This is a genomic window from Pseudomonas sp. NPDC088885 (assembly GCF_044750025.1).
Lineage (GTDB): Bacteria > Pseudomonadota > Gammaproteobacteria > Pseudomonadales > Pseudomonadaceae > Aquipseudomonas > Aquipseudomonas rustica.
On sequence record NZ_JBIVJB010000023.1, the window covers coordinates 16,679 to 41,820 of the forward strand.

Sequence of the window (25,142 nt, forward strand, 5' to 3'; positions counted from 1 at the left end):
TGGTCTGACGACCGGACTGGCGCCACCGTCGTGCACCAGCAACACTCATCACCACGTACAACAGAGGATTCCCACATGCTATGGAAAAAAGGCCGACGCAGTGACAACGTCGTCGACGCCCGGGGTGATGATGCAGGCGGTGGCGGTGGCGGCATGCGCTTTGGTGGCGGCAAAGGCCTGAGCCTGGGGGCGATTCTGCTGATCGTCGGGATCGGCTGGATCACCGGCCAGGATCCGTTGCAGATCCTCGGCCAGCTCGCCGGGCAATCTACCCAGCAAGCGGCGCCGACTTCGCAGACCCGTCAGGCGCCGCCGGCCAACGATGAACAGGCTGAGTTCGTCCGCTCGATCCTTGGCGACACCGAAGACACCTGGGGTTCGATTTTCCAACAGGCCGGTCGCCAATATAAGGATCCGACCCTGGTGCTGTTCAGCAACCGGGTCAGTTCGGCGTGCGGTCTGGCGACCTCCGCCACCGGCCCGTTCTATTGCCCGGCCGACCAGAAGGTCTATCTGGACATGGCGTTCTTCCAGGAAATGTCGCAACGCTTCAAGGCGGCCGGCGATTTCGCTCAGGCCTACGTGATTGCGCACGAAGTCGGACACCATGTGCAGACGCTTCTCGGCGTCTCGGCGAAAATTCAGACAGCGCGCCAGCAAGGTCGGCAGATGGAAGGCGACGGCGGTTTGCTGGTGCGTCAGGAATTGCAGGCCGATTGCCTCGCCGGTGTCTGGGCTTACAGTGCGCAGAAGCGTTTGAACTGGCTGGAACCGGGCGACATCGAAGAAGCCTTGAACGCGGCTAACGCCATCGGTGATGATCGCTTGCAACAACAGGGTCAGGGCCGTGTGGTGCCGGACTCGTTTACCCACGGCACGTCGGCGCAAAGGGTGCGCTGGTTTAAAACCGGATTCGCGCAGGGCCAGGTCGGCCAGTGCGACACCTTCGCGGCGAAAAACCTGTAAATGCATAAATGGCTTTTGGCGTTACTGATCGTTGGCAGCACCGCGCACGCCGCAGGTGTCGATGCGATCAGCCCCGGTCGCTTGCAACTCAAGGCCGGGGAAATGGCGGTGGGCATTGGCCCGGCGCCGGAAAAAATCGAGCGTGTGCTGATCGTCATTCATGGCCGTTTGCGCAACGCCGAGACCTATCGCAAAAGTGCCGAAAGCGCCGCCGAACTGGCCGGACAGACCGCACACACGCTGGTGATCGCCCCGCAGTTTCTCAATGAAAGCGATGTCGCCCTGTACTCGTTGCCCGCCACGCTGCTGCGTTGGCAAGACAATGAATGGATGGGTGGCGGCTTATCCACAGGGCCGAATCCGTTGAGTTCGTACGCGGCACTGGATGAAATCGTCGCGCGGATCACCGATCGCAAACAGTTTCCCGACGTGAAGCAGATCGTGATTTTCGGCCACTCCGGCGGCGGCCAGGTGGTGCAGCGCTATGCCCTGCTGGCCAAGGATCAACCGGCGCTGAAGGCCAACGGCATTCGTCTGCGTTATGTGGTGGCGAATCCGTCCTCCTACGCGTACTTCAATGAACAGCGCCCGGCGGCGTTCGATCACGCCAAGTGCCCGGGTTTCAATCGCTGGAAGTACGGGCTGGCAGACATGCCGGTTTACGCCGGTGGGCAAACGCCGCTGCAGCTTGAAAGCAGTTACGTCAAACGCGAGGTGATCTATCTGCTCGGGCAGCAGGATATTGATCCGCAGCACCCGGCGCTGGACAAGAGTTGCGCGGCGCAAGCGCAGGGTGCGTACCGTCTTGAGCGTGGGAAATCTTACTTCGGCTATTTGCTACGCCGACATCCGGAAGGGGTCAATCAGCGGCTGGTTGAAGTGCCGGGGGTTGGGCATAACGGCGATGGGATGCTGACGTCGCCGGAGGGGCAGAAAGCCCTGTTTGATTAAGTCGTGTATTGAATGATCTGCCGCCTTCGCGAGCAGGCTCGCTCCCACATTGGGCTTATGCATGGCACAAAATCTCTGTGCACTGAAGATCTAATGTGGGAGCGAGCCTGCTCGCGAAGAGGCCCGCTCGGGCACTGAGGATTTCAAGCCAAGAGCATCCGCCGCAACTCAACACAATCGCGCGCATGCCAATCGGTCAACTCCGGCCACGGGTTATCCGGCAAATTCACCAACACCGTCCGCGCCCCTGCCGCTCTTCCGCAATCCAGATCAAAGCGATAATCACCGACCATCACCATCTCGCTGGCCGGTACATCCCAGGCGTCTGCCAGTTTCAGCAACCCACCCGGGTGCGGCTTAGGCGGCGCTTCGTCGCGGCCCAAAACGTCTTCGACGGCAAAGCAGTCAGCCAGGCCAATCGCCTCCAGCGTCACATGCGCCAGCTCCCGCGCATTGCGGGTCAGAATGCCGAGGCGATAACCGCGCGCATGCAGATCACGCACCAGCTCAACCGCGCCGGTGGCCGGGGTCGAACCCAGCGCCAGATCGCGCTCATGTTCCAACAACCAAGCATGTTTCGCCGCCGCTTCATCCGCCGGCAACGCCGCAAGATGCGTGAGGATGTCGTCCTCCGGCGGAATCGCCAGCGCCACGCGAATCGCCGCAAAATCATGCACGGCCACGGTCAGCGTGCCATCCATGTCGAACACCCAGTGCTTCACATTTTTCAGGCTCATGCCCAATCCTTGCGATGACGAATCAAGCCTTCCTGCGTCACCGAAGCGACCAATTGGCCGGCGCGGTTGTACACGCTGCCACGGGAGAAGCCACGGGAATTGCCGGCCCAAGGGCTGTCCATCGCGTAGAGCAACCAGTCATCGGCACGCAGATCATTGTGGAACCACAACGCGTGATCGAGGCTGGCGACCTGCATGTCTTTCTGCCAGACCGATTTGCCGTGGGGCAGCATCGAAGTGGTCAGCAGACCGAAGTCGGACGCGTAGGCCAGCAAGTATTTGTGCAGCGCCGGAATATCGGCCAACGCACCGTCAGCACGGAACCACACGTACTTCACCGGATCGGCCGGTTGCGGGTTGTACGGGTCTTTTTCGGTGACCGGGCGCACTTCGATCGGTTTCGGGCACAGCAGCTTTTCACGCATGTGCTCGGGGATCAGTTGCGCACGTTGCTGGAACAATTCCAGTTCCGACGGCAAATTTTCCGGGCCGACCACAACCGGCATCTGGCTCTGGTGTTGAAAACCTTCTTCGTCGTACTGAAACGACGCGCTGCAGGTGAAAATCGGATGGCCCTTCTGGATCGCGGTCACCCGGCGCGTACTGAAACTGCCGCCGTCACGCACGCGATCAACCGAATACACCACCGGCAACTTGGCGTCGCCCGGACGCAGGAAATAACCGTGCATCGAATGCACGTGACGCGCTTCTTCAACCGTCTGACTGGCCGCCGACAACGACTGACCGAGCACCTGACCACCGAACAACTGACGGAAACCCAAGTCCTGGCTGCGGCCACGGAAGAGGTTTTCTTCGATCGGTTCCAGGGTCAGCAGGTCGACCAGATCTTCCAACACTTGGCTCATTCAGACTCTCCTCACACAAAGCAATGCCGCGCAGTCTTGGCTGCGACGGTCGATTCAGGTTCTGGCGCGAGCCACTATCGCGCCATTGTAAACGTCTGTGTCTGCTTATCCATGCAAGGTTTCCAGCCACTGCTCCCGCGTGATGCGGTACAGCACGTGGCGGCGCAGCGGGTGATCGACGGCGAGCTTGGGGTGATCGAAATCATCGTCAGGGGCGTGATGCATGCCAATCGCCTGCATGACTTTCTCCGACGGCAGATTGATTTGCGCGGTGAACGAGACGATTTCTTTCAGGGCCATCCGGTCAAAGCCGCAGCGCAGAGCCGTCCACGCCGCTTCACTGGCATAGCCCAATCCCCAATGTTCCTTGGCCAGACGCCAGCCGATTTCCACCGCCGGAGTAAACGGCGCGTCGAAACCGACCACACCGAGCCCGGTGAAACCGATAAATTCGCCGCTGTCCTTGCGCTCCAGCGCCCACAGGCCGAAACCGTGCTCGGCGAAATGCCCGCGAATCCGCCCGATCAGCGAGGCGCTTTCCAGTCGGCTCAACGCTGCCGGAAAATAACGCATGACCTGAGGATCGGCACACATCGCCGCAAATGCCGGCAAATCTTCGTCCTGCCACTGGCGCATCAACAAGCGTGCGCTTTGCAGTTCCAGTATCGGCTCCATCGTGCCCCTCCGTTTCCATGCCGCAAGTCTACATCGCTGGTAGGATCCTTCACTCTTTCCAACATTTCCTACATGAATACGCCATGCCACTGCCGCTGATCTACCACGAAGACTACAGCCCCGAGTTTCCGGCGGATCACCGCTTTCCGATGGACAAGTTCCGTTTGCTGCGCGATCACCTGGTCGACAGCGGGCTGACCCGCGATGCCGACCTGCTGCGCCCCGAGATCTGCCCCAACGACATCCTCGCCTTCGCCCATGACCGTGCGTATATCGAACGCTACATGAGCGGCGAGTTGTCCCGCGAAGACCAACGGCGCCTCGGTCTGCCATGGAACGAAGCCTTGGCGCGACGCACGGTGCGCGCGGTTGGCGGTTCGATTCTGGCGGCGGAAAAAGCCTTGGAACATGGTCTGGCATGTCATCTGGCTGGCGGCACGCATCACGCGCATTACGATTACCCGGCGGGTTTCTGCATCTTCAATGACCTGGCGATCATCAGCCATTACCTGCTGCAAAGTGGCCGGGTGAATCGCGTGCTGATTTTCGATTGCGACGTGCATCAGGGCGACGGCACGGCACGGATTCTTCACGACACGCCGGAGGCGATTACCGTCTCCCTGCACTGCGAGAAGAATTTTCCTGCACGCAAAGCGGAAAGTGACTGGGACATACCGCTGCCGAAAGGCATGGGCGATGCCGATTATTTGAAGGTGGTCGATGACACGCTCAACTATTTGCTGCCGCTGTATCAACCGGATCTGGTGCTGTACGACGCCGGTGTCGACGTGCACAAGGACGACGCCCTCGGTTATCTGCAACTGACCGACGCAGGCGTCGCCGCCCGTGATGAAAGTGTGATGCGCCATTGCCTGGGTCGCGACATTCCGGTGATGGGCGTGATTGGCGGCGGCTACAGCAAGGATCGCCACGCCCTCGCCCGCCGCCACGGCATCCTCCATCACAGCGCGCAGCGGGTCTGGCAGACACACGGCTGTCATTGAGCTGTGCTGCGTTACCCACAATCGCTGTGGAACTGCCTGTGGATAAGCTGAGTGAAAGGGCCTACAGCCCATACCGCCCGGGGCCTACAGAATACTGGCTAATTTTTAACCAGATTTCGAATCCACCAAAATCCCCATGTGGGAGCGGGCTTGCTCGCGAAAGCGTCGGCACATCCGACATCTCGTTGACTGACACACCGCTTTCGCGAGCAAGCCCGCTCCCACAAAGGCTCCGGCTGTTAGAATGCGCGCCTTATCCCGCCATACCGCAGCGCACGCCATGACCCAGAATTCCGCCTCCTCCCCCGCTCACGTCGCCATCATCGGCGGTGGCCCCGCCGGCCTGATGGCCGCCGAAGTGCTGAGCCAGGCTGGAGTTCGCGTCGATCTTTACGACGGCATGCCCTCGGTCGGCCGCAAATTCCTTCTCGCCGGCGTCGGCGGCATGAACATTACCCACTCCGAAGCCTACCCGGCGTTCCTCTCGCGCTACGCCGAACGCGCACCGCAAATCGCCCCGCTGCTGCGCGGCTTCGACGCCGACGCGTTGTGCACATGGATTCATGATCTGGGTATCGAAACCTTTATCGGCAGCTCCGGCCGCGTGTTCCCCACCGACATGAAAGCCGCGCCGCTGCTGCGCGCCTGGCTCAAACGTCTGCGCGACAGCGGCGTGGTTATCCACACCCGCCATCGCTGGCTCGGCTGGGATGAACACGGCGCACTGCGCATCGACAGCCCCGAAGGCGAAATCACCGTCAACCCCGACGCCACCCTGCTCGCCCTCGGCGGCGGCAGCTGGTCGCGCCTCGGTTCCGACGGTGCGTGGATGCTGGCACTGGAGCAACGCGGTGTAGGACTTGCACCGTTGCAGCCGAGTAATTGTGGCTTCGAGGTGCAGGCCTGGAGCGAATTGATGGTCAGCAAATTCGCCGGCGCGCCGCTGAAAAATATCGCCATTGGTTTGAACGATGATGTTCCGCGCTTGGGCGAATGCGTGATCACCGCGACCGGGATTGAAGGCAGTCTGATTTATGCGCTGTCGGCGCCGATTCGTGAGGCGATCAATCAATACGGCGCGGCGGTTATCCACATCGATCTGCTGCCCGGCCGGCCTGTGGATAAATTACAAGCGGCGTTGAGCAAGCCACGCGGTTCGCGCTCGATGGCCAAGCATCTGCACAGTCAGGTCGGAATTGATGGGGTGAAAGCGGCGTTGCTGCGGGAGCTGACGGATGCGGCGACGTTCGCTGATCCGGCGTTGTTGGCGCGGGCGATCAAGGCGTTGCCGCTGACATTGGTGAAAACGCGGCCGTTGGACGAAGCGATCAGCAGTGCCGGGGGCGTGACGTTTGAAGCGATGGATGAGCGTTTGATGCTCAAGGCGTTGCCGGGGGTTTTCTGCGCGGGGGAGATGCTCGATTGGGAAGCGCCGACGGGGGGCTATTTGCTGACAGGGTGTTTTGCCAGCGGGCGGGCGGCAGGGTTGGGGATTGTGCAGTGGCTTAACAGCTGAACCCTCACCCCAGCCCTCTCCCAGAGGGAGAGGGGGCCGACCGGTGTGTCTGGCGCTATACATCGACCTGAAAGACCGAGTCGATTATGGATTCGGTAAAGCTCTCTCAGGTCGGCGTAACTTCAAAGCATCCCCCAATCAGTCCCCTCTCCCTCCGGGAGAGGGCTAGGGTGAGGGGCTTTTGACCTTAAGGCTTACGCTTACGCGGCCCAGTGTTGAACACCGGCACCTTGCGCACAGGCTTGACCGATGGTTCCGGCGCCTGCGTCTCGCCGCTGTCCACCCATTTGCCCAAATTACGCTTGCCGCCACCGCCAGAAGCTTTCGGCTTCTTCGGTTTTTTCGGCTTCTTGATCACCTGACCGCTGGCATCGGTGTCCGGCACACGGTGTTCAGGCTCAAAATCCGGCTCGTTCTGACGCTTCAAGGTCTGGCGCGTGAGCATTTCAATCGCCGACAACATGTTCACTTCATCCGCGCACACCAGCGAGATCGCCTCACCGGTCGCACCTGCACGGCCAGTCCGGCCGATACGGTGGATGTAATCCTCAGCCACGATTGGAAGGTCGAAGTTGATCACCAACGGCAAATCTTCAATATCCAGACCCCGCGCAGCTACGTCGGTCGCGACCAGAATCTGCACTTCACTGAGCTTGAACCGATCCAGTGCACGCTGACGGGTCGCCTGCGGCTTGTCGCCGTGGATACCGTCGGCATTCACACCCAGGCCCTGGAGTTTTTCCACCAGCGCATCAACACCATTACGGGTCTTGGCGAACACCAGCACCTGCTTCCACTTGTTCTTGCGCATCAGGTGCACGAACAGTTCGGCCTTGCGCTTCTTGTCGACCGTGACGATCCACTGCTTGACGGTGTTGGCGGCGACATTGCGCGGGCTGACTTCCACGGTCAGTGGATCATCGAGCATCTGCCCGGCGAGCAGGCGGATGTCGTCGGAGAAAGTCGCGGAGAACAGCAGCGTCTGACGCTTCTTCGGCAGTGCGCGGTAGATGTTCGACAGTTCTTCGGAGAAACCGAGGTCGAGCATGCGATCGGCTTCGTCGAGCACCAGGGTTTGCAGTTGATTGAATTTCAGCGCCTTCTGGCGGAACAGGTCGAGCAGACGGCCCGGCGTCGCCACCAGCAGGTCAACACCGCCGCGCAGCTTCATCATTTGCGGGTTGATGCTGACGCCGCCGTACACCGCGTAGGTGCGCAGCGGCAGGTTTTCGGCGTACTGGCGCACGGCTTCGTGAACCTGCTCGGCCAGTTCGCGGGTCGGCACCAGAATCAGTGCGCGCACCGAGTTGGCGGCGACTTTCGGCCCTTCCATGGCCAGCAACTGCAGCAGTGGCAAGGCGAAACCGGCGGTTTTGCCGGTGCCGGTCTGGGCCGCTGCCATCAGGTCACGACCGGCCAGCACGGCCGGAATGGCTTGCGCCTGAACCGGCGTCGGGGTCTGGTAGCCGAGCTTCTCGAGGGAGCGCAGCAAGGGTTCGATCAGGCCAAGGGTGGCGAAAGTCATGGAAGTACCGTAGGAAAAAATAACGCAGGCATGCAATGCCGCGCAGTTTACCCTAATTCGTACGCGTTTCTGCGGGAACGGCTGTCGGCGCCACGACTGGCGGCTGCACCGGACGACGCCACTGCGGCAGACCAATCAGCACCACGGCGCTGATGATCACCAGCATCGCCAGCGCTTCTTCGATGCCGATGGTCTCGCCGACAAACACGATCCCGAGCAACACCGCCACCGCCGGGTTGACGTAGGCATAACTGGTCGCCGCCGCCGGACGCACGTGCTTGAGCAGGTACATATAAGAATTGAAGGCGATGATCGAGCCGAAGAAGATCAAGTACGCCAGCGCCAGCCAGCCTTCCATCGGCGGCACGGCTTGCAGGCGTTCACCGGTCATCGCGCTACCGATCAGCAGCACCACGCCGCCGACCAACATCTCCACCGCACTGGCCATCGCGCCCTGCGGCAACGGCAAATGTCTGCTCCACACCGAACCGAACGCCCAGGTCGCCGCCGCAAAAATCAGCAACGCCGCGCCCAGCGGACTCGATTGCAGGTTGGAGCCCATGTTGAGCATGGCGATGCCGATAATCCCCAACGCGACCCCGGCCCATTCCAGACGCGTATTGCGTGCGCCCCAGAAATAACCAAACAGCAAAGTGAACAACGGCACCGTCGCCACCGCCAATGCCGCCACGCCCGAAGCCACACCGGTGTGTTCGGCCACACTCACCGCGCCGTTACCAAAACTGAGCAGCAAAATCCCGATGATCCCCGCCGCTTTCCACTGCGCCCAGGTCGGCGCCGGCGCCCCACGCCAACGCAGGAATGCGTACATCAATGTGCCAGCAATCACGAAGCGCACACCACCGAGCATCAGCGGCGGCCAGTATTCAACGCCGATGCGGATCACCAGATAGGTCGATCCCCAAATCACGTACAGCGCAAAAAAAGCGGCGATCAGCGGTAGGGAAAAACGGCGCAGGGCGGGCATGAGCAGCTCGACAGTCAGAGTCTTGGGATTGGATATTCTAGAAAGGCTGGCGGGCAAAAATAAGTTACAAAACCAGCGAAACACGCCAGTACACTTTTCAGAAGCCGACACCGAATCAATGTGTGAGCGGGCTTGCTCGCGAATGCGGTGGGTCAGTCACAAAAAAGTTGAATGACACACCGCATTCGCGAGCAAGCCCGCTCCCACAGGGGTTGCGTGTTGGGCTGGGGATTAGCGGTAGCGCAGCAGGTGTTCGCTGACTTTGGCGGCGGGGACTTTCTGTAGTTTGCACAGTAGGTCGTGCGATAGCTCGCGCACGCCATGCTTGCCGCGCAATTCTTCAGCCAGATGCGCCATCAGGTTGGCCGCCATCTCGGCATCGGCCATGGCCCGGTGAGCCTGGCCGGTGTGCGGCAGGCGCGCGAAGGTGGTGAGCGTGCCGAGCTTGTGATTCGGCGCTGCCGGCATCAAGCGACGGGCCAAGAGCAACGAGCAGGCAAAATTCTGCAACCGCGTGCGCTTGATCCGGCCCAGCTCAAAGTCCCAGAACTTCTGGTCGAACGAGGCGTTGTGCGCGAGCAGCGGCGTGCAGCCGACAAACTCGTTGACTTCGTTCATCACCTGCTCCGCCGGCGGTGCGGTGCGCAGCATGGCGTTGCTGATGCCGGTCAGTTGTTCGATAAACGCCGGGACGCGCACGCCGGCGTTCATCAGGCTCTGGTAACGCTCGACGATGCGGCCGTTTTCCAGCATGACCACGGCGATTTCCGTGGCGCGACAGCTGCTGTTCGGCGAGAGGCCAGTGGTTTCAAAGTCGATGACTGCAATGCGTTCCAAACCGGGTTCAACTCCGTACAAAAATCAATTCTTGAGCAACAGCGCGCCTTCGATCGGCACGTAGCGGCTGGCAGCGCGGATCAGCGAGTTGGCGGTCAGGCCGGGCACACCATAGGCAACCGCTTGCACGCCGTGTTTGCTGATGATGCGTTCGAGCAGCATGTCGAAATCGCCGTCACCCGAGGCCAGGACGATTTCGTCGACGTGGTCGGCGGCGTCCATGATGTCGAGGGTGATGCCGACGTCCCAATCGCCTTTGGCCGAGCCGTCGCTGCGCTGGATGTAGGGCTTGAGCTTCACGGTGAAGCCGAGGTTGCGCAGGATCTGCTGGAACTGCTGCTGTTTGCTGTCGCCACGGTCGATCGCGTAGGCGTAGGCCTCGACGATCTGCCCGTCCTTGCTGATATCGGCCCACAGCGCGGCATAGTTGAAATGGCAACCATAGGCCTGACGTACGGTGTAGTAGAGGTTCTGCACGTCGGCGAACACTGCGATTTTTTTCACCGGAGTTCCTGTGAGCGCGCGAGCGCACGAAGCGGGATCAGGCGCGTGGCCCGAAAAAGGCGCTCAGTATGCCAGCCAAGAGGAAGGTTCAGCGAATAATCACCGGCAGGCGCCGAGGTGCTACTGACGAGTGGTGAATGTGGTGAGGGGATTTTTCCCCGATGGGCTGTGGAGCGGCCCCAGTTTTTTGGGACTGCTCCGCAGCCCATCGGGGATAAATCCCCTCACCACAGGTTTGGTGTCAAATCTGAGAAATGTAGGTGTCAGACGAAGGAATCGTCGTCATCGAAGAACGATGAGCTGTCGTCGCTGCTGTAATCAGTGTCGGTGAATCCGCCCTGATCGTTGCCGGCCATGCGCTGATCATCGCCCCAGCCACTGTTGCTCTGGTCGGCCACCTGCGCCGGTTCTTCCTTGATCACTTCAACGATTTCTTCCGGTTGCTGGTTGTGGTGGAACAGACTGCTGATGCCTTGCGCCAGCATCACGCCACCCGCCACACCGGCGGCGGTTTTCATGGCGCCGCCGAGGAAGCTGCTGCCGGCCGCCGGCGCCGCTTGTTGCGCGTAGTTTGGTGGTGGTGCACCGACATGCTGTTGTGGCGCGGGCGCCGCATAATTCTGCTGCGGTGCCGGTTCGCGCCAGCCGCCAGTCGACGATGGGGCTGCACTCTGGGTCGGCGCCGGACGCGAGCTGCCACCAAAGATGCTCGACAGAAAACCACCGCCACCGCTCGAAGCAGGCGCAGCACTCTGCGCCTTGGCCGATTGCAATTCAGCCTGCAAACGCTGGACTTGCTGGGTCAGTTGCTTGTTCTGCTCATCAAGGCTCTTCAGCGCAGCCTCTTGCACCAGAATCGCCTGGGTCATGAAATAACCTGCCGCCGGTTGGCGTGTCAGGTGTTCCTTGATCCGCGTTTCAGCCTGGGCGTCGCGCGGGGCTGCCTCCGTTTCGGCCTGTTGCAGCCGGGAAAACAGTCCATCGATCAGGGTTTGCTCTTCGCTGTTCATGGCGACCTCGTAGATTGCCGGGGATAACGTTGCCCTCGTCCACGACGGACAAGGTGCTCTCCTGTAATGGAGACAGTGACAGGATGTTTCAACGACCTTTACCGAATGTTTACGTTTGTGTCGCCCCGCGCAGCATCGGTTAAAGTGAGCCACTGTTTTCGACCTGCGATACCGACTGATGAATGCCTTCGAAGTGCTGCGCGACTCCCTGTATTTCTTCAAACGCCATTTGGCCAGCATCGTGCAGCTGTGCCTGCCGTTGGTGATCTTCGAAGCGCTGCTGCAACAAGTGGTCGATCACAACACCGATCCGGACAGTTTTTCCTCGGTCAGCGTGGTCGTCGGCCTGCTGGTGTATCCGTTGTACACCGCAGCCCTGATTTTGTTTCTCGACGCGCGCACCCGTGGCGAGTCGCCGCGCACCCTTGATCTGCTGGCGATGTCGGCGCGCCTGTGGCCGCGTTTCGCCCTGCTCACGGCACTCAACACCTTGCTGATCCTGCTCGGCCTGTCGCTGTATTTCCTGCCGGGCCTGATGTTGATGGTGATGCTCGCGTTCGGCGAGTACCTGCTGGTGCTGCGCGGCCTCGGCCCGTTGCAGGCGATGAAAGAAAGCCTGCGCCTGACCCGTGGGCACTTCTGGCGGATTCTGTTGTGCATTCTCTGTGTGATGACGCCGCTGTGGCTGCTCAAAGGCGCGACACTGGCGGTGTATCCAGAGCCGCAGAACCCGGCGATCGCCGTGCTGATCGACAGCGCTCACAGCTTCCTGCAACTGTTCACCAGTGTGGTCTTGTTCCGGCTTTTCATGCTGATCAGCGAATCGCCTGACAAAAGTGACAGAGCGGTCTGACACGGCAGCCCTTGGGCTTCGCGCCTGCCGTCAGGTATGCTCGGGGCCACTTTCTGTAACGCTATAAGCCGAGCCATGACCCGCCTACTGCGCTACACCGTTGCGCTTGCCCTGCTCGCCCTCGTCCTTGTCGGCGGGCTGATCTACAGCCTGACCTGGCGCCCCGACGCCCGCGAAACCTTGCCGGTCAGTTGCACCGGAACGCCGCCGACGCTGGTGCCGGGCCAAGCCTTGAAGGTCATGACCTGGAACGTGCAATACCTGGCCGGCAAGCGTTACGTGTTCTGGAATGATCTGGCGCAAGGCAATGATGAAGCGCCGACCACGGAAGACATGGCCTTCAGCCTCGACGAAGTGGCGCGGGTGATTCGCGACGAGCAGCCCGATGTGGTGCTGTTGCAGGAACTCGATGACGGCGCCAAGGCCAGCGACTATCAGAACCAGTTCAAGCTGTTGCAGGAGCGCGTCGCCGACCTGTACCCGTGCAGCGCCCATGCCTTTGACTGGAAGGCCGATTTCGTCCCCGATCCGCACATCTTTGGCAGCGTTGGCCGGCAACTGGCGACCCTGAGCCGCTACCGCATCGAACACGCCGAACGCCTGCAACTGCCAGTGGCCCCGGCCAATTTCATCAGCCGTCAGTTTCAACCGAAAGATGCCTTGCTCGCGACCAAACTGCCGCTCAGCGATGGCGGGCAACTGACGGTATTCAATACCCATCTGGAACGCGCCAGCCAACCGGACGAAACCTTGCAGGCGCAGGTGACAGCGATGACCAAGGTGCTCGACAAGTACGAAAGTCAGGGTTTGCCGTGGGTCATCGGCGGCGACTTCAATCTGTTGCCGCTCGGACAATACCGGCGCCTGCCCGCCGAGCAACGCACGCCCTACTCCGCCGATAGCGAACTGCACCTGCTGTGGGACAAGTACCCGATGATCCCGAACAACAACGAAGCCAGCGGCATCGACCGCGCGCAGTGGCTGACCCACTACCCCAACGACCCTGGCCTCAGAGGCCCGGATCGCACGGTCGATTACCTGTTCTACAGCCCGAAAATCAAACGGGTGGAAGCGACGGTACGACAGGACGACACGTTGCGCATCTCCGACCACCTGCCAGTAATCGCCCGCTTCCTGCTCCCCGCCACTCCATAAATCATTGGCACACTACGGATCCCTGTGGGAGCGGGCTTGCTCGCGAAGGCGGTGGATCAGTCACACAAAAGTTGAATGACACACCGCATTCGCGAGCAAGCCCGCTCCCACAGGGGGACGCGTTGAATTGGTGATCAATGCACTTCTTCGAGGTCGTCATGCAGCAACCCGAAGATCTGCCGTTTCATGTCGATAAACGAGCGCTCCATCAACATGTCCAGTGAACGCGGGCGTTCGATCGGCACGTCGAGAATCTGTTTGATCCGCCCCGGTTTCGCGCCCATCACATAGACCCGATCCCCCAGCAAAATCGCCTCATCGATGTCATGGGTGACGAACAACACAGTCTTCTTCGTGTTGCCCCAGACCCGCAGCAACAACTGCTGCATCTGCAAGCGCGTCTGGCTGTCCAGCGCACCAAACGGTTCATCCATCAACAGAATCTGCGGATCATTGGCCAGTGCACGGGCAATCGCCACGCGCTGCATCATCCCGCCTGACAGCTGTTTGGCGTAGTTGTCGGCGAACCCGGCGAGACCGACTTCGTTGACGTAGTAATCAACAATCTCCTTGCGCCGCGCCGCCGGCATGCCGCGACGTTTCAACCCGAACTCGACGTTCTGCCGCACCGTCAGCCACGGGAACAGCGTGTAACTCTGAAAGACCATGCCGCGATCGGCGCCCGGCCCCTGCACTTGCTGGCCGCCGACATAGATTTCGCCGGAGGTCGGTTCGGCCAGGCCTGCGGTCAAATACAGCAGGCTGGATTTACCGCAACCCGATGGCCCGACCAGCACCGCAAACTGCTGATCCGGCACTTCAAACGAGACCTCTTCCAGCGCGGTAAATGTGCCGCCGTCGGGCTTCTTGTAACGCAGGCTGACCTTGTCCACCTGCAAACGCGGCGCGGCTTGCGCAGGGGTGGCAACGGGTTCGATAAAACGATGATTGGCAGCAGTCACTGAGCCCATGCGGCAACCCTCAGTCGGAGAAAACGGAACAGTTGATCGGTGACCAGACCGAGCAGGCCAATGATCGCGATGGCGAGGAAAATCACATCCACCTGAAAGCCGCGCATGGCTTTCAGGCTCAAGTAACCCAAACCGCTGGACGCGGCGACCAGTTCAGCCACCACCAGATACGTCCAGGCCCAGCCCATGGTCACGCGCAAAGTGTCGAGCACGCCCGGCACCGAGGCCGGCGCGATCACATGCAACACCGCATCGCGGCGGGTCGAACCCAAGGTGTACGAGGCGTTGATCAGATCCTTGGAAATGCCCTTCGACACATCAGCGATCATCACCAGTTGCTGAAAGAACACGCCGAAGATAATCACCGAAACCCGCTGCTCCAGACCGATGCCGATCCACAAAATAAACAGCGGTACAAACGAGGTCACCGGCAGGTAACGAATGAAGTTCACCAGCGGCTCAAGGAATGCCTGGACGATGCGGAAGCTGCCCATCAGCAACCCCAACGGCACTGCCACCAACGACGACACGATGAAGCCGACCATCACCACTTCGACACTGGCCCACACATGTGTGCCGAGCGTGCCATCGCGGCTCAGGCGCACGGCGGCTTCAACCACCGCGCCCGGTGTCGGCAAAAACATTCCCGGCACGATGCCGCCATAAGAAAGTCCGGCCCACAGACCGACCAACAACACCCAGGCCAGAGCGCTGGCGCTCCACACCACTTGCACCGGCAATGCGGTTTTCGGCGTGAGGCTGCGGCTCAGCCACGAATTGCGCTTGAACATTGCAGACCTCCTAAAGCGGGCTGACGAAACGGTTGTCGACCAGCTCGTCGTTGCTGACGTTGTACGGTTTGCCCTGCAATTCGCTGGCGGTTTCGTTGGCCAGTTTGATCAGCGCGGCGCTGTCGCCCGGTTTGCCCGGTGAGCCGAGCAGTTTCTCGCTCATCGCCTGATCGTAGAAACGCACGCCTTGTGCAGCGGCGGCCAGTTCCTTCGGATCGGAGAGGTAGCCGCCGACGCCTTTGGCCATGATTTTGTAGGCGTCCTCCGGATGATCCTTGGTGTATTGCACGGCTTTGTACAAACCGGCGACCAGCGCCTTGACGTCTTCCGGTTGCTTGTCGATCACGCTGCAATTGAGCGCGACCACATCGACGATCACGCCGGGAGTGCTGCTGCTGTCGATCAGCACTTTGCCCTGCTGCTTGTCGCGCACCATCGACAGGTGCGGTTCCCAGGTCACGGCGGCGGGTACGCGACCGGCGATGAACGCGGTGGCGGCATCGTCAGCGGTCATGTTCTGCACGGTGATGTCGCTCATGCTCATGCCGTTCTTTTTCAGCAGGTACGAGAGCCAGAACTGCGAGGTCGAACCTTCGTTGACCGCCACGGATTTGCCCTTGAGTTCTTGCAGGCTCTTCACGTCTTTGCCGACCAGCACGCCGTCGCCGCCATGGCTGTCATCCAGCGCCGCGACCGCTTTGAAGCAGAACTGCGGACGGTACTTGAGCACTTCATCGATGGTCGACGCTGAGCCGGACAATTGCCCGGACGCCTGCGCGGCCATGTACATCGACGCCTCTTCGACCACCGGCAATTCGACGGTCAACCCGTTTTCCTTGAAGTAGCCCAGATCCTGAGCCAGATAAAGCGTGCCGTAACCGACCCACGTGGTGTGGCCGATGGACAGGGTGCCGGCCTGGGCGCTGGTCGCGACCGTGGCGGCAAGGGCGGTGATTGCCAGAGGGTGAGTGAGACGGAGACACAAGGACTTGATCATGGAGCACTCCCGACGCTGTTGATTTAGTTTTGTCATGGGCAGTACGGTCGCCGGCCGTTGTGCAGTTGCCGCCGTTGGTCTCTCGCGGACGCTTGGGCGGACAACATTCGGCTGGCGGGCAAGATCGATGGTGGCCCATGTGCGCGGTGAGGAAAATCAGGAAATTGTTGGCTGCAAATGATGAAAAAACTGGGTAGTGCGCACTGCCAAGGGGCGGTGTTGGCCGGGATGCTCAAAGGGGGTGCAGATCGGGGATTTTCGGTGGCTGACCCACCGCATTCGCGAGCAGGCTCGCTCCCACAATGATCTCGAGCGAACCCTGGATTTGTAGACGCCACTGAACCTGTAGGAGTGAGCCTGCTCGCGATGGCGGGGTGTCAGACACAGATGTATTAACTGAAAGACAGCTATCGCGAGCAGGCTCACTCCTACAGGGGATCTTCGGTGTGACATAGATCCAGTGTGGGAGCGAGCCTGCTCGCGAAGGGGTCGACTCGGTATCAGCGCAACTGAAACCAGGTGGTTTTCAGCTGGGTGTACTTATCGAAGGAATGCAGCGACAAATCGCGACCAAACCCCGACTGTTTACCGCCGCCAAACGGCACCGTCACATCCAGCGCATCAACGGTATTCACCGACACCGTACCCGCGCGCAACTGCCGCGCTACGCGATGCGCCCGGTTCAGGTCATCCGTCCACAACGAAGCAGCCAATCCGTAAACACTGTCATTGGCCAAGCGCAGCGCCTCTTCCTCAGTGTCAAACGGCACCACCGCCAACACCGGGCCAAACACCTCTTCACGAAACAGCGGCATATCCGCCGTCACACCGGTAAAAATCGTCGGCTCAATAAAATTGTCCGACCCGTTAAACCGCCGCTGCTGCCCGCCGCAAATCCGCGTCGCCCCAGACTGCTCGGCACTGCGAATAAAACCCATGATGCTCGCCGTCTGCTTGCTATCGACAATCGCCCCCGCGCTGCTCTGCGGATCCAGCGGATCGCCCGGCAACCAGCGTTCAGCCTGCGCTTTCAGCCGTTCAACAAACTCATCATGAATCGAACGCTCCACCAGCAACCGCGAGTTGGCCGAGCAGACTTCGCCCTGATTGAAGAAGATCCCGAACGCGGCTTTTTCCGCCGCCAGATCGAGATCCTGGCAATCGGCGAACACCAGATTGGCGCTCTTGCCGCCGCACTCCAGCCACACCTGCTTGAGGTTCGACTGCGCGGAATACTCCATGAAATATTTGCCGACCTGGGTCGAGCCGGTGAACACCAGACAATCGACATCAGGGTGCAAACCCAACGCCTTGCCCGTCTGCTCGCCGAGCCCCGGTAACACGTTGAGCACACCCGCCGGCAACCCTGCTTCCAGGGCCAGTTCGGCAAGGCGCAACGCCGAAAACGGCGACTGCTCGGCCGGTTTTAATATCACCGAATTACCCGCCGCCAACGCCGGGGCGAGTTTCCAAGCGGCCATGTCCAACGGGAAATTCCACGGCACTACCGCCGCAACCACACCTAGCGCTTCGCGAGTAATCGTCGCCAATACATTCGGCGCACTGGGTGCGACTTGGTCGTAGAGCTTGTCGATGGCTTCGGCGTACCAACGGAACACCCCGGCGGCGCCCGGCACGTCGATGTTGTAGGCGTCCATCACCGGTTTGCCCATGTTCAGCGAGTCGAGCAAGGCCAGTTCTTCGCGATGCCTCATCAGCAAATCCGCCAAGCGCAGCAACACTTGCTTGCGCTCGGCAGGCGGGCGTTGCGACCAGGTGCCCGCCTCAAACACTTGCCGCGCATTGCGCACGGCCGCATCGACATCTGCCTCGCCACACGCAGCGACATTCGCCAGGCACTGCCCGGTCGCCGGATTGATTGCGGCGAAGGTCTGCCCCGACTGCGCGGCGCAATGTTGGCCGTCGATCACGGCTTGATCGGGAAAATTCAACGCAACGGCACGGCGCTGCCACTCTGCAAGCTCGAACACGACGGATGCTCCTGAGACGTTATTGTGAATCGATGGTCGCTCAGGCCCGCGCGGGCTAAAAATAGTAAAAATATCTTCGCAGGCAATAAAAACACTGGGCAATGACTTCCCCCAATCGCTGCGCAGGTGGCTATGGTTGAAGGATAAAAACATCGTCGCGCCATGGACGTGGCGGCGCACAAATTGCTTTGAAGTCGAGTCCGCTCGTCCTGAGGTTTGCCGTGGCCGCCTACAATTTGCGTCAGTTGAAATACTTCATCACCACCGTCGAATGCGGCAGCGTTGCCGAAGCCTCGCGCAAGCTTTACATCGCGCAACCGGCGATCTCCACCGCGATCAAAGGCCTGGAAGACAGCTTCGGCGTGCAACTGCTGATCCGTCATCACGCCCAAGGCGTGTCACTGACGCCCAGCGGCGCGCGGTTTTTTCGCAAGGCACAAGAACTGCTGCGCATGGCCAAGGAGTTCGAACAGAACGCACTGGCCGACAACGATGTGGTTTCAGGACAGATCGACATCGGCTGCTTTGAAACCGTCGCGCCGTTGTATCTACCGCAATTGATCGCCGGGTTTTCTGCACTGTATCCGGGAGTGAAAATCCGCATTCGCGATGGTGAGCAGCAGGAATTGGTGCAAGGCCTGACGTCGGGCGCGTTCGACTTGGTGATTCTCTATGAACATGAACTCGACGCGACCATTCAGACCGAACCGCTGATGCCCGCGCAACGGCCGTATGCGCTGCTGCCGGCGGATCATCGCTTTGCCGAGTACAAGCAGGTGTCGCTGCGGGATTTGTGCCTCGATCCGATGATCTTGCTCGATGTGCAACCGAGCCGGACTTACTTCGTCAGTTTGTTTGAAGAGCTGGGGCTGACACCGCGCATCGAGTTCAGCTCACCGTCAATTGAAATGGTGCGCGGGATGGTGGGTCAGGGGTTTGGCTTTTCGATTCTGGTGACGAGGCCGCATTCGGAATGCACCTATGACGGCAAGAAAGTCGCGTGTGTCGAGATCGCCGAGGACGTCACCGGCTCGGGGTTGGTTGCCGCGTGGCTCAAGCGTGGGCAACTGACCAAACCGGCACAGTTGTTCGCGGATTATTGCCGCGAACAACTGACGGCCAAGACCGGTAATTGAATACTCCCCTACCCTTCAGGAAACCTGCGGTGATCGCTGTTCGATTTCTATGCCGATCAACGGGCGCTTCATGGCAATCGATATCCACCCGCCAACAGCGGCGATTACGCAGGCAGCAAATCCCAGCAGGAAAGACAAGAAGCTGAGCTCATTGGCGACAGCCAGAAGTCCGAGTACAGCAGCCGTCGCCTCGGCAGCCCCCCACACACAAGTCTGCACGGACATCGCTACAGAACTACGCCCTCTCCATATTTTTACGGCTTGGGCCTGATACAACGGGCCGCAGATCATCTCGCCAATCACAATAAAAACCACGACGAGGAACAGAATTGCCTGCACTTGAGACGAAACCATTAATAGCAGGCAACCCGCGCCGATCAACAGGTTTGAAACTATGACCCGCCACAACCGTGAAACCCGCTGCGAGAGCGACGTTATATAGACCTGACTGAAAATAATGATGCCGCTGGCCACCAGAAACAGCACACCGACCAACTCACTGGAGAAACGCTCCGTCGCATAGGTTGGGAATACATAATAAAACTGCGCATAACCGATCATGGTCAAAAAGTTGATGATCATGAACGCAACAACTTTAGGCGACGCGTCGGAGATGCTCGCCGAAGACGCGAGACTGTCTGACGCCGCGATTGTTGACCTTGTCAGGTGAGGAATCAGCGTAGTAGACGCAGTTGCCAGAACACCTAACAGTAATGGCAGAGCAACAAACCAATAACCCGTTCCTGCCAATATCAACGATGCAACGAACGGTGCTATTCCAGCGCCCGCGTTCGCAGCGACATTCTCATAGGAAAGCACTCGCTCGTGCTCGCCCTCGCGAAAGTACTGAACAATGTATGAGATCTGCGAAATCGTCGCGATCGAATTGGCCACGCCAAACACCACCACCAAAACGATCCAGATCAGTACGTGGGTAACTCCCGCCGCAGCCGTCGCCAGCATTAAACACGCGGCCACTGCCACACACAGTAAAGCGAGGGCAATTTCACGTCGGCGATCAATCTTGTCCATCACGCCTTGAAAGGCCAGCGCGCCCACCCGGTTTGAGACAATGGCGAAGCCGACGACGATGCCGGCTGCGCTGGTGCTCAGACCTACAGCCGAATTCAGCCAAATGGCCATGAACGGATAGAAACAACTCCATGCGGCGGACGATAGAAACCGGACGAAGTAGATCATTGGAAGACCGGCCTTCTAGTGCCGCGATCCGTATGAATGAGCACTTGCCCTATCTCGCGTACGACAACGTCTGCGTAACCGGTAAGCATGCCGATCCAGGCGTAATCAGACGTACCGATAGGCACGATCAGGCTGCCAACATTGGCGATCGGTGTATGAATGGACGACAGGAGCGGAATTTCCCAGTCATGCACAATGGCCTCGTGATCCAGGCAATACCAGTAACTCAAAGTTTGGCGACACTGCTCGACAGGTTTGTAGTGGAGTGTGGTCTCGAGTAGTCCCAGCGGCAGCAGAGCAACGTGTTGCAGAACAGTGGCAGGCGCCAAGTCATAGGCCAAGGCAATTTGCTCGACAATACTCGCACCGCCGAGACGGCCCATATTGGCGTCGATAAGGTAAGCCGTAGACGGTGTAGCAATGAACTCGCAATGGAAAAAACCGTTATCGAATTCTGCACGTGCGATCAGATCGCACACGGCCGTCTCGATTTTCGAACGAACGGTTAAACCGATCATCTCGTTGGCTGGAAACTGATTAGCGACTTCGGTGAAACCGACACGGTTGCGCTTGGACAAGCCAAGAAAAACTACCTGCCCATCTTGAGCGAAACCTTCCATGCTGACGAGATCACCCTCACAGTGCGCCTGAACGATCCACGCAGTGCTTTCAGGCTGATCAATTCCACTCCCCAGAATCGCCGACTTGATCACGCTGGAAGGATCATCATTTGCCCCGATGGTAAGCAACATCGTCGCCACTGCGCCGGAGCCGACCGAGGGTTTCAGCACAACATCATTTTTGATACCAGGCGTCAGCCACGATATCTCGAAGTCTCCATCATCGAGCAAGACACAGGTCTCTGCTGGAACATGTTCAGGTACCAGGCCACCGACAAACTCCTTGGATGAGAGCTTGGCGAATTCAGCAGGCGGTGCATTAAATCCAAACGCTTTGGCGACTGCCGACACCATTGGAAAGAGCTCGTCAAAAAAAGTTGTGATGCTGTGGATCGCACTCACCAGTTCTTTATTGGCCTGCAAGTAAGCAGATAGCGCGTCGGTATCGCTAAATGCGGGAATGCAGGTGACCCCATCGAATACTGCCTTGGCTGCGCCGTGAAAACCTGCAGGGTCGACCGACAGTATTGGCTCAAACCCCGCACTGCGAATTGCCTCGCAAACGTACTTGATGGATACCTTGTTAATTCCGACTATCAAAATGTGTCGCATATCTTTCACATCCATCCATAAAAATGAAAAATCGACGCTTACAGAGCATCAACGGTAAGCGGGTGATACATCTTGCCGGGGTTGAGGATATTCGCCGGATCCAAGGCCTTTTTGATTGCCCGCATAATCGGCAGCGCCGTACCGTGCTGGGCCGACATCCATTTCACTTTGCCCTGACCGACGCCGTGCTCTCCGCTGACCGTCCCGCCGAACGACAATGCACGACTCGACAGTCGACTTAGAAACGCCTGAATCTCCACACTCTCGTCCTGCCCTTCCTGAAGCATGATCAACAAGTGGAAATTACCGTCGCCGACATGGCCAATCAGCGGCGCGTCGAGCCCGGAAGCGATAATGTCTGCAGCAGTGGCGCTGATACAGGCACTGAGCGATGACAACGGCACACATACATCAGTGGCCAGCCCCATGCGGCCGTTATAGAACGCGTGAAATGCCCACCAAGCGTCATGCCTCGCTTTCCACAGGGCCGTTCGCTCTTCAACACGTTGAGAGATCTTTAGTTGACCGCCGAACTCATGTGCACAATCGGTGAATATTTCAACGTTGCTGGCGACCGTCGATCTATCTCCGTGAAACTCAAGAAAAAGATGAGGCACTTCCGGCAAATCCAGCGCAGGAGAATAGGCATTGCACGCGCGGACAGCGTTAACATCCAACAACTCGATCCGAGCAATTGACAGGCCTTGTCCGAGAGCAGTGGCAACTGTCTGTACGGCGTTGTCGACAGAGTCAAACGAGCAGACGCCCGCGACAATTGTGTCAGGCACAGGGTGTAATCTGACTTCCAGCTCACTGAAGATACCGAGAGTTCCTTCTGAACCTACAGCGATAGCCAGCAAATCCAGGCCCATGGCAGATTTAGGTGCTCTACAGCCGATTTGCGCAACTGCCCCATCAGCCATGACCCAGCGTGCAGCTTTGACGTTGGCTGCCATCGTCCCGTAACGAACGGAGTTGGTGCCCGAGGCTCGCGTCGCAGCCATTCCGCCCATCGACGCGTTAGCGCCAGGATCAACTGAAAAAAACAGACCAGTGTCGCGCAAGTAACTGTTTAGTTGTTCGCGGGTAACTCCTGGCTGAACGGTCGCAGTCATGTCCATCGCGTTTATGCTAAGAATCGCGTTCATCTCAGAACAGTCGACACACACTCCACCACGTGGCGCATTGATTTGTCCTTCAAGCGATGAGCGGGCTCCGGCCGGAATCATCGCTACGCCATGTTCGTGACAAAGCCGCACAACCTGAACGATTTCTTCTTCACTTCGAACGGTGATTACCGCGTCGGGCGGGCTCAATTCAATACCGGGCGGCGCTTGGCAGAATTGTTTCCGGATGCTTTTTTCAAGCCTCAAGCGTTCGCCAAACAACAGCCGAAGTTTTTCAACAACCAAAGCATTCATTAGTCTCATCCTTGTGCTAACTGATCACGGCCAGATTTGTTTTTATCGGTCCATCACTGTGCCAACCCGCGCATTCCTGTGAGCGGTTGACTGACACAGATCATCGAACAGAGAACGCGGTGACTCCCGTCTTCTCTGTTTTCACTTTTTGTTTTTTTTGCCGGTTCGGGCTCCACGTCCATCGTATTCAGGACGGCCAGAAACTATCATCCCAAAGAAATAAGGTTGAGCATCCTTATCCTCTAGCTGGGTGCCGGATTTGTTGTGCACTTCGATCAAGGAGAAGAGATCGACAAGACGATCCTGAATTTGCTCTATTTCTGCGTCTTTGAGTGTCACCATCGAGCTGTATTTAAAAGAACCTGAAACATCAAAATATTCACTTTTTTCAGGTTTGGTCAGCGATCGTTCCACTTCATGACGCAGGAACATATCCTTTAGCCGCAACGCATCAGCTGTTCTTGGCATTCTCAGCGTAGGTGCATGACGAACAAAAGGGTCATCAGTGGTGCTTCGTTCCTTCGAGACGAGGTTCAGAAACGCTTCAGTTCGTTCGTCGTAGGCAAGGGCTAGCTGTTGGCAAACCAACTGCATCTCCGCAACGGACGCACTGTCGACCATATAGAGATAAGTCATCAATGGCAGCAATTCGAAGTTGTCCTCGAATGCCTTGACGACTTCCTCGGTTATGATGAACTCACGCTCATACCGACTCAAACTCAGCGCCCGACGCAGTATCTTCGAATCATGCTCTCGAAGCTCCAGCCTGGACGAAAGGTCCGTGACCTCGACCCCTTTGCCAAACAACATCTCGTGGACATTGGCCGGCAACAAGTCTCTGAAGTAATGCCAGTAATAATCGAAGCTGACCTTACTGGAAGCATCGATATCCAAATGGTTATGCAGTTCGACGGCAGCATCGATACTCAGGTACTTTCTTCCGGCCTCTACGTCACGGTAGTAATTGGCCGAAAACGGGATGTTGACCTCTTCGAGAAACGTCGAAATCTTCAGATGCCCGGCATCAATCCGCAATTGCATGAGAAACGCACCAAACGCTCGTTTGTTATCCAAGCTCTTCAGCCTCTGCCGACAGAGTGATGACCACTCTGGTCGTGTTCTTCTTGATTTTCATACTGGAAGTCACCAAGCCTATTTCTTGCGTATTACGTACATGAACTCCCCCGCAAGGGATTGACCAGTTTTCGCATTTCCACCAACGAAATCCTTGTCCTTGGCTGGTATCCGCTTCCGTACGAATCTCATGACTTGCAGAGCAAAACTCGTTCAGGGCATCAGTCGCCTGCCTCAAACTGTCTTCGTCGAACTCTTCGACAAACTCGTATTGATTTTCCCCTCCGTCGTCACTCAGCGGCGAGCGCACCGGGTGTTGAATGGAGCGCCCCAGCGTTTGCTCAAGCATGCAGTGGATCAAATGCATGGCCGAATGAACACGCATCTGATGATAGCGTAATGACCAGTCGAGAGTGGCTGTCGCCTGCTGTGCATTCTTAGGCTCGCTCAGCAGCGCGAATGTTTCATCGTCGACCTTTAGGTAATGCCGAATCTGGTCATCCCTTTTTTTCGTGGCGATAACTTCCAGCCGTTTTAAAGTCTCACCCGCCTTCGTCCCCTGAATGTGCAACACGCCTCGATCTCCGAGCTGGCCGCCTCCCTGCGGGTAGAAAACCGTTTCGCCAAGGAGTGCAAAAGGAAGACCGGCATCGTCGCGCTCAAGCAGATCGACTCGACATTCCAGTTGCTTTAGATACGGATTTTCATGAAATAAAGGCAGTGTTCCGCTCATTTTTACCTC

Annotated in this window: 24 protein-coding genes; 7 read left to right on the plus strand and 17 right to left on the minus strand. The window is 58.7% G+C overall.

The window, feature by feature from the left end; translation table 11 throughout:
• Window positions 1-75 precede the first annotated feature (75 nt).
• A complete protein-coding gene (locus ACIP1X_RS12545) occupies window positions 76-966 on the plus strand; it encodes a neutral zinc metallopeptidase (protein ID WP_400752449.1) in 891 nt (296 codons plus the stop codon).
• The gene (locus tag ACIP1X_RS12550; RefSeq protein ID WP_400752452.1) at window positions 967-1,917 is read left to right on the plus strand and encodes an alpha/beta hydrolase family protein; all 951 of its coding nucleotides are present in this window, start codon (window positions 967-969) and stop codon (window positions 1,915-1,917) included. It abuts the gene before it with no gap.
• Window positions 1,918-2,060: 143 nt separating this feature from the next.
• On the opposite strand, the gene ACIP1X_RS12555 is transcribed toward ACIP1X_RS12550, so the two are convergent.
• From ACIP1X_RS12555 to ACIP1X_RS12565, 3 genes are all read right to left on the minus strand, one after another.
• On the minus strand, window positions 2,061-2,654 hold the full coding sequence (locus ACIP1X_RS12555; protein WP_400752455.1) for an HAD family hydrolase: 594 nt from the start codon (window positions 2,652-2,654) through the stop codon (window positions 2,061-2,063).
• A complete protein-coding gene (gene tesB, locus ACIP1X_RS12560; protein ID WP_053124082.1) occupies window positions 2,651-3,520 on the minus strand; it encodes an acyl-CoA thioesterase II in 870 nt (289 codons plus the stop codon). The genes ACIP1X_RS12555 and tesB overlap by 4 nt, the downstream gene beginning before the upstream one ends.
• Window positions 3,521-3,625: 105 nt before the next feature.
• Window positions 3,626-4,195 (minus strand): GNAT family N-acetyltransferase, encoded by a 570-nt coding sequence (locus tag ACIP1X_RS12565; RefSeq protein ID WP_053124084.1) that lies wholly within the window; start codon window positions 4,193-4,195, stop codon window positions 3,626-3,628.
• Between the two features lie 83 nt (window positions 4,196-4,278).
• On the opposite strand from ACIP1X_RS12565, the gene ACIP1X_RS12570 reads away from it, so the two are divergent.
• Together ACIP1X_RS12570 and ACIP1X_RS12575 are read left to right on the plus strand one after the other, a co-directional pair.
• Window positions 4,279-5,199, plus strand: coding sequence for a histone deacetylase (locus tag ACIP1X_RS12570; RefSeq protein WP_400752457.1), 921 nt, complete (start codon window positions 4,279-4,281; stop codon window positions 5,197-5,199).
• Between the two features lie 280 nt (window positions 5,200-5,479).
• Window positions 5,480-6,715: a TIGR03862 family flavoprotein gene (locus ACIP1X_RS12575; protein ID WP_400752460.1), complete on the plus strand. Its 1,236-nt coding sequence runs from the start codon at window positions 5,480-5,482 to the stop codon at window positions 6,713-6,715.
• A gap of 187 nt (window positions 6,716-6,902) precedes the next feature.
• Here ACIP1X_RS12575 and ACIP1X_RS12580 read toward each other — a convergent pair whose 3' ends face one another.
• From ACIP1X_RS12580 to ACIP1X_RS12600, 5 genes are all read right to left on the minus strand, one after another.
• Window positions 6,903-8,240, minus strand: a complete 1,338-nt coding sequence (locus tag ACIP1X_RS12580) for a DEAD/DEAH box helicase (protein ID WP_007909704.1) — start codon at window positions 8,238-8,240, stop codon at window positions 6,903-6,905.
• A 52-nt stretch (window positions 8,241-8,292) separates the two neighbouring features.
• Window positions 8,293-9,228: a drug/metabolite exporter YedA gene (gene yedA / locus ACIP1X_RS12585; RefSeq protein ID WP_400752462.1), complete on the minus strand. Its 936-nt coding sequence runs from the start codon at window positions 9,226-9,228 to the stop codon at window positions 8,293-8,295.
• 231 nt (window positions 9,229-9,459) lie between these two features.
• The gene (locus tag ACIP1X_RS12590; protein ID WP_212550836.1) at window positions 9,460-10,065 is read right to left on the minus strand and encodes a PolC-type DNA polymerase III; all 606 of its coding nucleotides are present in this window, start codon (window positions 10,063-10,065) and stop codon (window positions 9,460-9,462) included.
• 24 nt (window positions 10,066-10,089) lie between these two features.
• Window positions 10,090-10,569 carry an NYN domain-containing protein gene (locus ACIP1X_RS12595; RefSeq protein ID WP_007949802.1) on the minus strand — a complete coding sequence of 160 codons (480 nt, stop codon included), beginning with the start codon at window positions 10,567-10,569 and terminating at the stop codon, window positions 10,090-10,092.
• Window positions 10,570-10,832: 263 nt separating this feature from the next.
• A complete protein-coding gene (locus ACIP1X_RS12600; RefSeq protein ID WP_400752465.1) occupies window positions 10,833-11,579 on the minus strand; it encodes a DUF2076 domain-containing protein in 747 nt (248 codons plus the stop codon).
• Between the two features lie 178 nt (window positions 11,580-11,757).
• Between ACIP1X_RS12600 and ACIP1X_RS12605 the strand changes: the two genes are divergently transcribed.
• Both ACIP1X_RS12605 and ACIP1X_RS12610 read left to right on the plus strand, forming a co-directional pair.
• Window positions 11,758-12,432: a YciC family protein gene (locus ACIP1X_RS12605; RefSeq protein WP_212545766.1), complete on the plus strand. Its 675-nt coding sequence runs from the start codon at window positions 11,758-11,760 to the stop codon at window positions 12,430-12,432.
• Between the two features lie 75 nt (window positions 12,433-12,507).
• Window positions 12,508-13,587: an endonuclease/exonuclease/phosphatase family protein gene (locus ACIP1X_RS12610; protein WP_400752467.1), complete on the plus strand. Its 1,080-nt coding sequence runs from the start codon at window positions 12,508-12,510 to the stop codon at window positions 13,585-13,587.
• A gap of 134 nt (window positions 13,588-13,721) precedes the next feature.
• On the opposite strand, the gene ACIP1X_RS12615 is transcribed toward ACIP1X_RS12610, so the two are convergent.
• The 4 genes from ACIP1X_RS12615 to ACIP1X_RS12630 form a co-directional block, all read right to left on the minus strand.
• On the minus strand, window positions 13,722-14,558 hold the full coding sequence (locus ACIP1X_RS12615) for an ABC transporter ATP-binding protein (protein ID WP_400752469.1): 837 nt from the start codon (window positions 14,556-14,558) through the stop codon (window positions 13,722-13,724).
• Window positions 14,546-15,349 carry an ABC transporter permease gene (locus tag ACIP1X_RS12620; RefSeq protein ID WP_400752472.1) on the minus strand — a complete coding sequence of 268 codons (804 nt, stop codon included), beginning with the start codon at window positions 15,347-15,349 and terminating at the stop codon, window positions 14,546-14,548. The genes ACIP1X_RS12615 and ACIP1X_RS12620 overlap by 13 nt, the downstream gene beginning before the upstream one ends.
• A gap of 10 nt (window positions 15,350-15,359) precedes the next feature.
• Entirely contained in the window at window positions 15,360-16,346 is a 987-nt protein-coding gene (locus tag ACIP1X_RS12625) for an ABC transporter substrate-binding protein (protein ID WP_400752475.1), read from the minus strand.
• Window positions 16,347-16,846: 500 nt separating this feature from the next.
• The gene (locus ACIP1X_RS12630; RefSeq protein WP_400752478.1) at window positions 16,847-18,337 is read right to left on the minus strand and encodes an aldehyde dehydrogenase; all 1,491 of its coding nucleotides are present in this window, start codon (window positions 18,335-18,337) and stop codon (window positions 16,847-16,849) included.
• A 221-nt stretch (window positions 18,338-18,558) separates the two neighbouring features.
• Between ACIP1X_RS12630 and ACIP1X_RS12635 the strand changes: the two genes are divergently transcribed.
• Window positions 18,559-19,473 (plus strand): LysR family transcriptional regulator, encoded by a 915-nt coding sequence (locus ACIP1X_RS12635; RefSeq protein WP_400752481.1) that lies wholly within the window; start codon window positions 18,559-18,561, stop codon window positions 19,471-19,473.
• A 15-nt stretch (window positions 19,474-19,488) separates the two neighbouring features.
• Here the strand turns inward: ACIP1X_RS12635 and ACIP1X_RS12640 are convergent, their stop codons facing one another.
• The 5 genes from ACIP1X_RS12640 to ACIP1X_RS12660 all read right to left on the minus strand — a co-directional run bounded on the left by ACIP1X_RS12640 (window position 19,489) and on the right by ACIP1X_RS12660 (window position 25,133).
• Complete coding sequence (locus ACIP1X_RS12640) at window positions 19,489-20,673, minus strand: MFS transporter (RefSeq protein ID WP_400752484.1); 1,185 nt, start codon at window positions 20,671-20,673, stop codon at window positions 19,489-19,491.
• Window positions 20,670-21,905, minus strand: a complete 1,236-nt coding sequence (locus ACIP1X_RS12645) for an acetyl-CoA carboxylase biotin carboxylase subunit family protein (protein ID WP_400752487.1) — start codon at window positions 21,903-21,905, stop codon at window positions 20,670-20,672. Before ACIP1X_RS12645 ends, ACIP1X_RS12640 begins: the two co-directional genes overlap by 4 nt.
• A gap of 38 nt (window positions 21,906-21,943) precedes the next feature.
• Window positions 21,944-23,326 carry an FAD-binding oxidoreductase gene (locus ACIP1X_RS12650; protein ID WP_400752490.1) on the minus strand — a complete coding sequence of 461 codons (1,383 nt, stop codon included), beginning with the start codon at window positions 23,324-23,326 and terminating at the stop codon, window positions 21,944-21,946.
• Window positions 23,327-23,467: 141 nt separating this feature from the next.
• Window positions 23,468-24,400: a hypothetical protein gene (locus ACIP1X_RS12655; protein WP_400752493.1), complete on the minus strand. Its 933-nt coding sequence runs from the start codon at window positions 24,398-24,400 to the stop codon at window positions 23,468-23,470.
• Complete coding sequence (locus tag ACIP1X_RS12660) at window positions 24,393-25,133, minus strand: alanyl-tRNA editing protein (RefSeq protein ID WP_400752495.1); 741 nt, start codon at window positions 25,131-25,133, stop codon at window positions 24,393-24,395. The genes ACIP1X_RS12655 and ACIP1X_RS12660 overlap by 8 nt, the downstream gene beginning before the upstream one ends.
• Window positions 25,134-25,142: the final 9 nt, after the last annotated feature.

Excerpts from the sequence above, each read along its gene's own strand:
- ACIP1X_RS12545 (WP_400752449.1), top strand. The coding sequence starts at position 76 with ATGCTATGGAAAAAAGGCCGACGCAGTGACAACGTCGTCGACGCCCGG.
- ACIP1X_RS12550 (WP_400752452.1), top strand. The coding sequence starts at position 967 with ATGCATAAATGGCTTTTGGCGTTACTGATCGTTGGCAGCACCGCGCAC.
- ACIP1X_RS12555 (WP_400752455.1), bottom strand. The coding sequence starts at position 2,654 with ATGAGCCTGAAAAATGTGAAGCACTGGGTGTTCGACATGGATGGCACG.
- tesB (WP_053124082.1), bottom strand. The coding sequence starts at position 3,520 with ATGAGCCAAGTGTTGGAAGATCTGGTCGACCTGCTGACCCTGGAACCG.
- ACIP1X_RS12565 (WP_053124084.1), bottom strand. The coding sequence starts at position 4,195 with ATGGAGCCGATACTGGAACTGCAAAGCGCACGCTTGTTGATGCGCCAG.
- ACIP1X_RS12570 (WP_400752457.1), top strand. The coding sequence starts at position 4,279 with ATGCCACTGCCGCTGATCTACCACGAAGACTACAGCCCCGAGTTTCCG.
- ACIP1X_RS12575 (WP_400752460.1), top strand. The coding sequence starts at position 5,480 with ATGACCCAGAATTCCGCCTCCTCCCCCGCTCACGTCGCCATCATCGGC.
- ACIP1X_RS12580 (WP_007909704.1), bottom strand. The coding sequence starts at position 8,240 with ATGACTTTCGCCACCCTTGGCCTGATCGAACCCTTGCTGCGCTCCCTC.
- yedA (WP_400752462.1), bottom strand. The coding sequence starts at position 9,228 with ATGCCCGCCCTGCGCCGTTTTTCCCTACCGCTGATCGCCGCTTTTTTT.
- ACIP1X_RS12600 (WP_400752465.1), bottom strand. The coding sequence starts at position 11,579 with ATGAACAGCGAAGAGCAAACCCTGATCGATGGACTGTTTTCCCGGCTG.
- ACIP1X_RS12605 (WP_212545766.1), top strand. The coding sequence starts at position 11,758 with ATGAATGCCTTCGAAGTGCTGCGCGACTCCCTGTATTTCTTCAAACGC.
- ACIP1X_RS12610 (WP_400752467.1), top strand. The coding sequence starts at position 12,508 with ATGACCCGCCTACTGCGCTACACCGTTGCGCTTGCCCTGCTCGCCCTC.
- ACIP1X_RS12615 (WP_400752469.1), bottom strand. The coding sequence starts at position 14,558 with ATGGGCTCAGTGACTGCTGCCAATCATCGTTTTATCGAACCCGTTGCC.
- ACIP1X_RS12620 (WP_400752472.1), bottom strand. The coding sequence starts at position 15,349 with ATGTTCAAGCGCAATTCGTGGCTGAGCCGCAGCCTCACGCCGAAAACC.
- ACIP1X_RS12625 (WP_400752475.1), bottom strand. The coding sequence starts at position 16,346 with ATGATCAAGTCCTTGTGTCTCCGTCTCACTCACCCTCTGGCAATCACC.
- ACIP1X_RS12640 (WP_400752484.1), bottom strand. The coding sequence starts at position 20,673 with ATGATCTACTTCGTCCGGTTTCTATCGTCCGCCGCATGGAGTTGTTTC.
- ACIP1X_RS12645 (WP_400752487.1), bottom strand. The coding sequence starts at position 21,905 with ATGCGACACATTTTGATAGTCGGAATTAACAAGGTATCCATCAAGTAC.
- ACIP1X_RS12650 (WP_400752490.1), bottom strand. The coding sequence starts at position 23,326 with ATGAATGCTTTGGTTGTTGAAAAACTTCGGCTGTTGTTTGGCGAACGC.
- ACIP1X_RS12660 (WP_400752495.1), bottom strand. The coding sequence starts at position 25,133 with ATGAGCGGAACACTGCCTTTATTTCATGAAAATCCGTATCTAAAGCAA.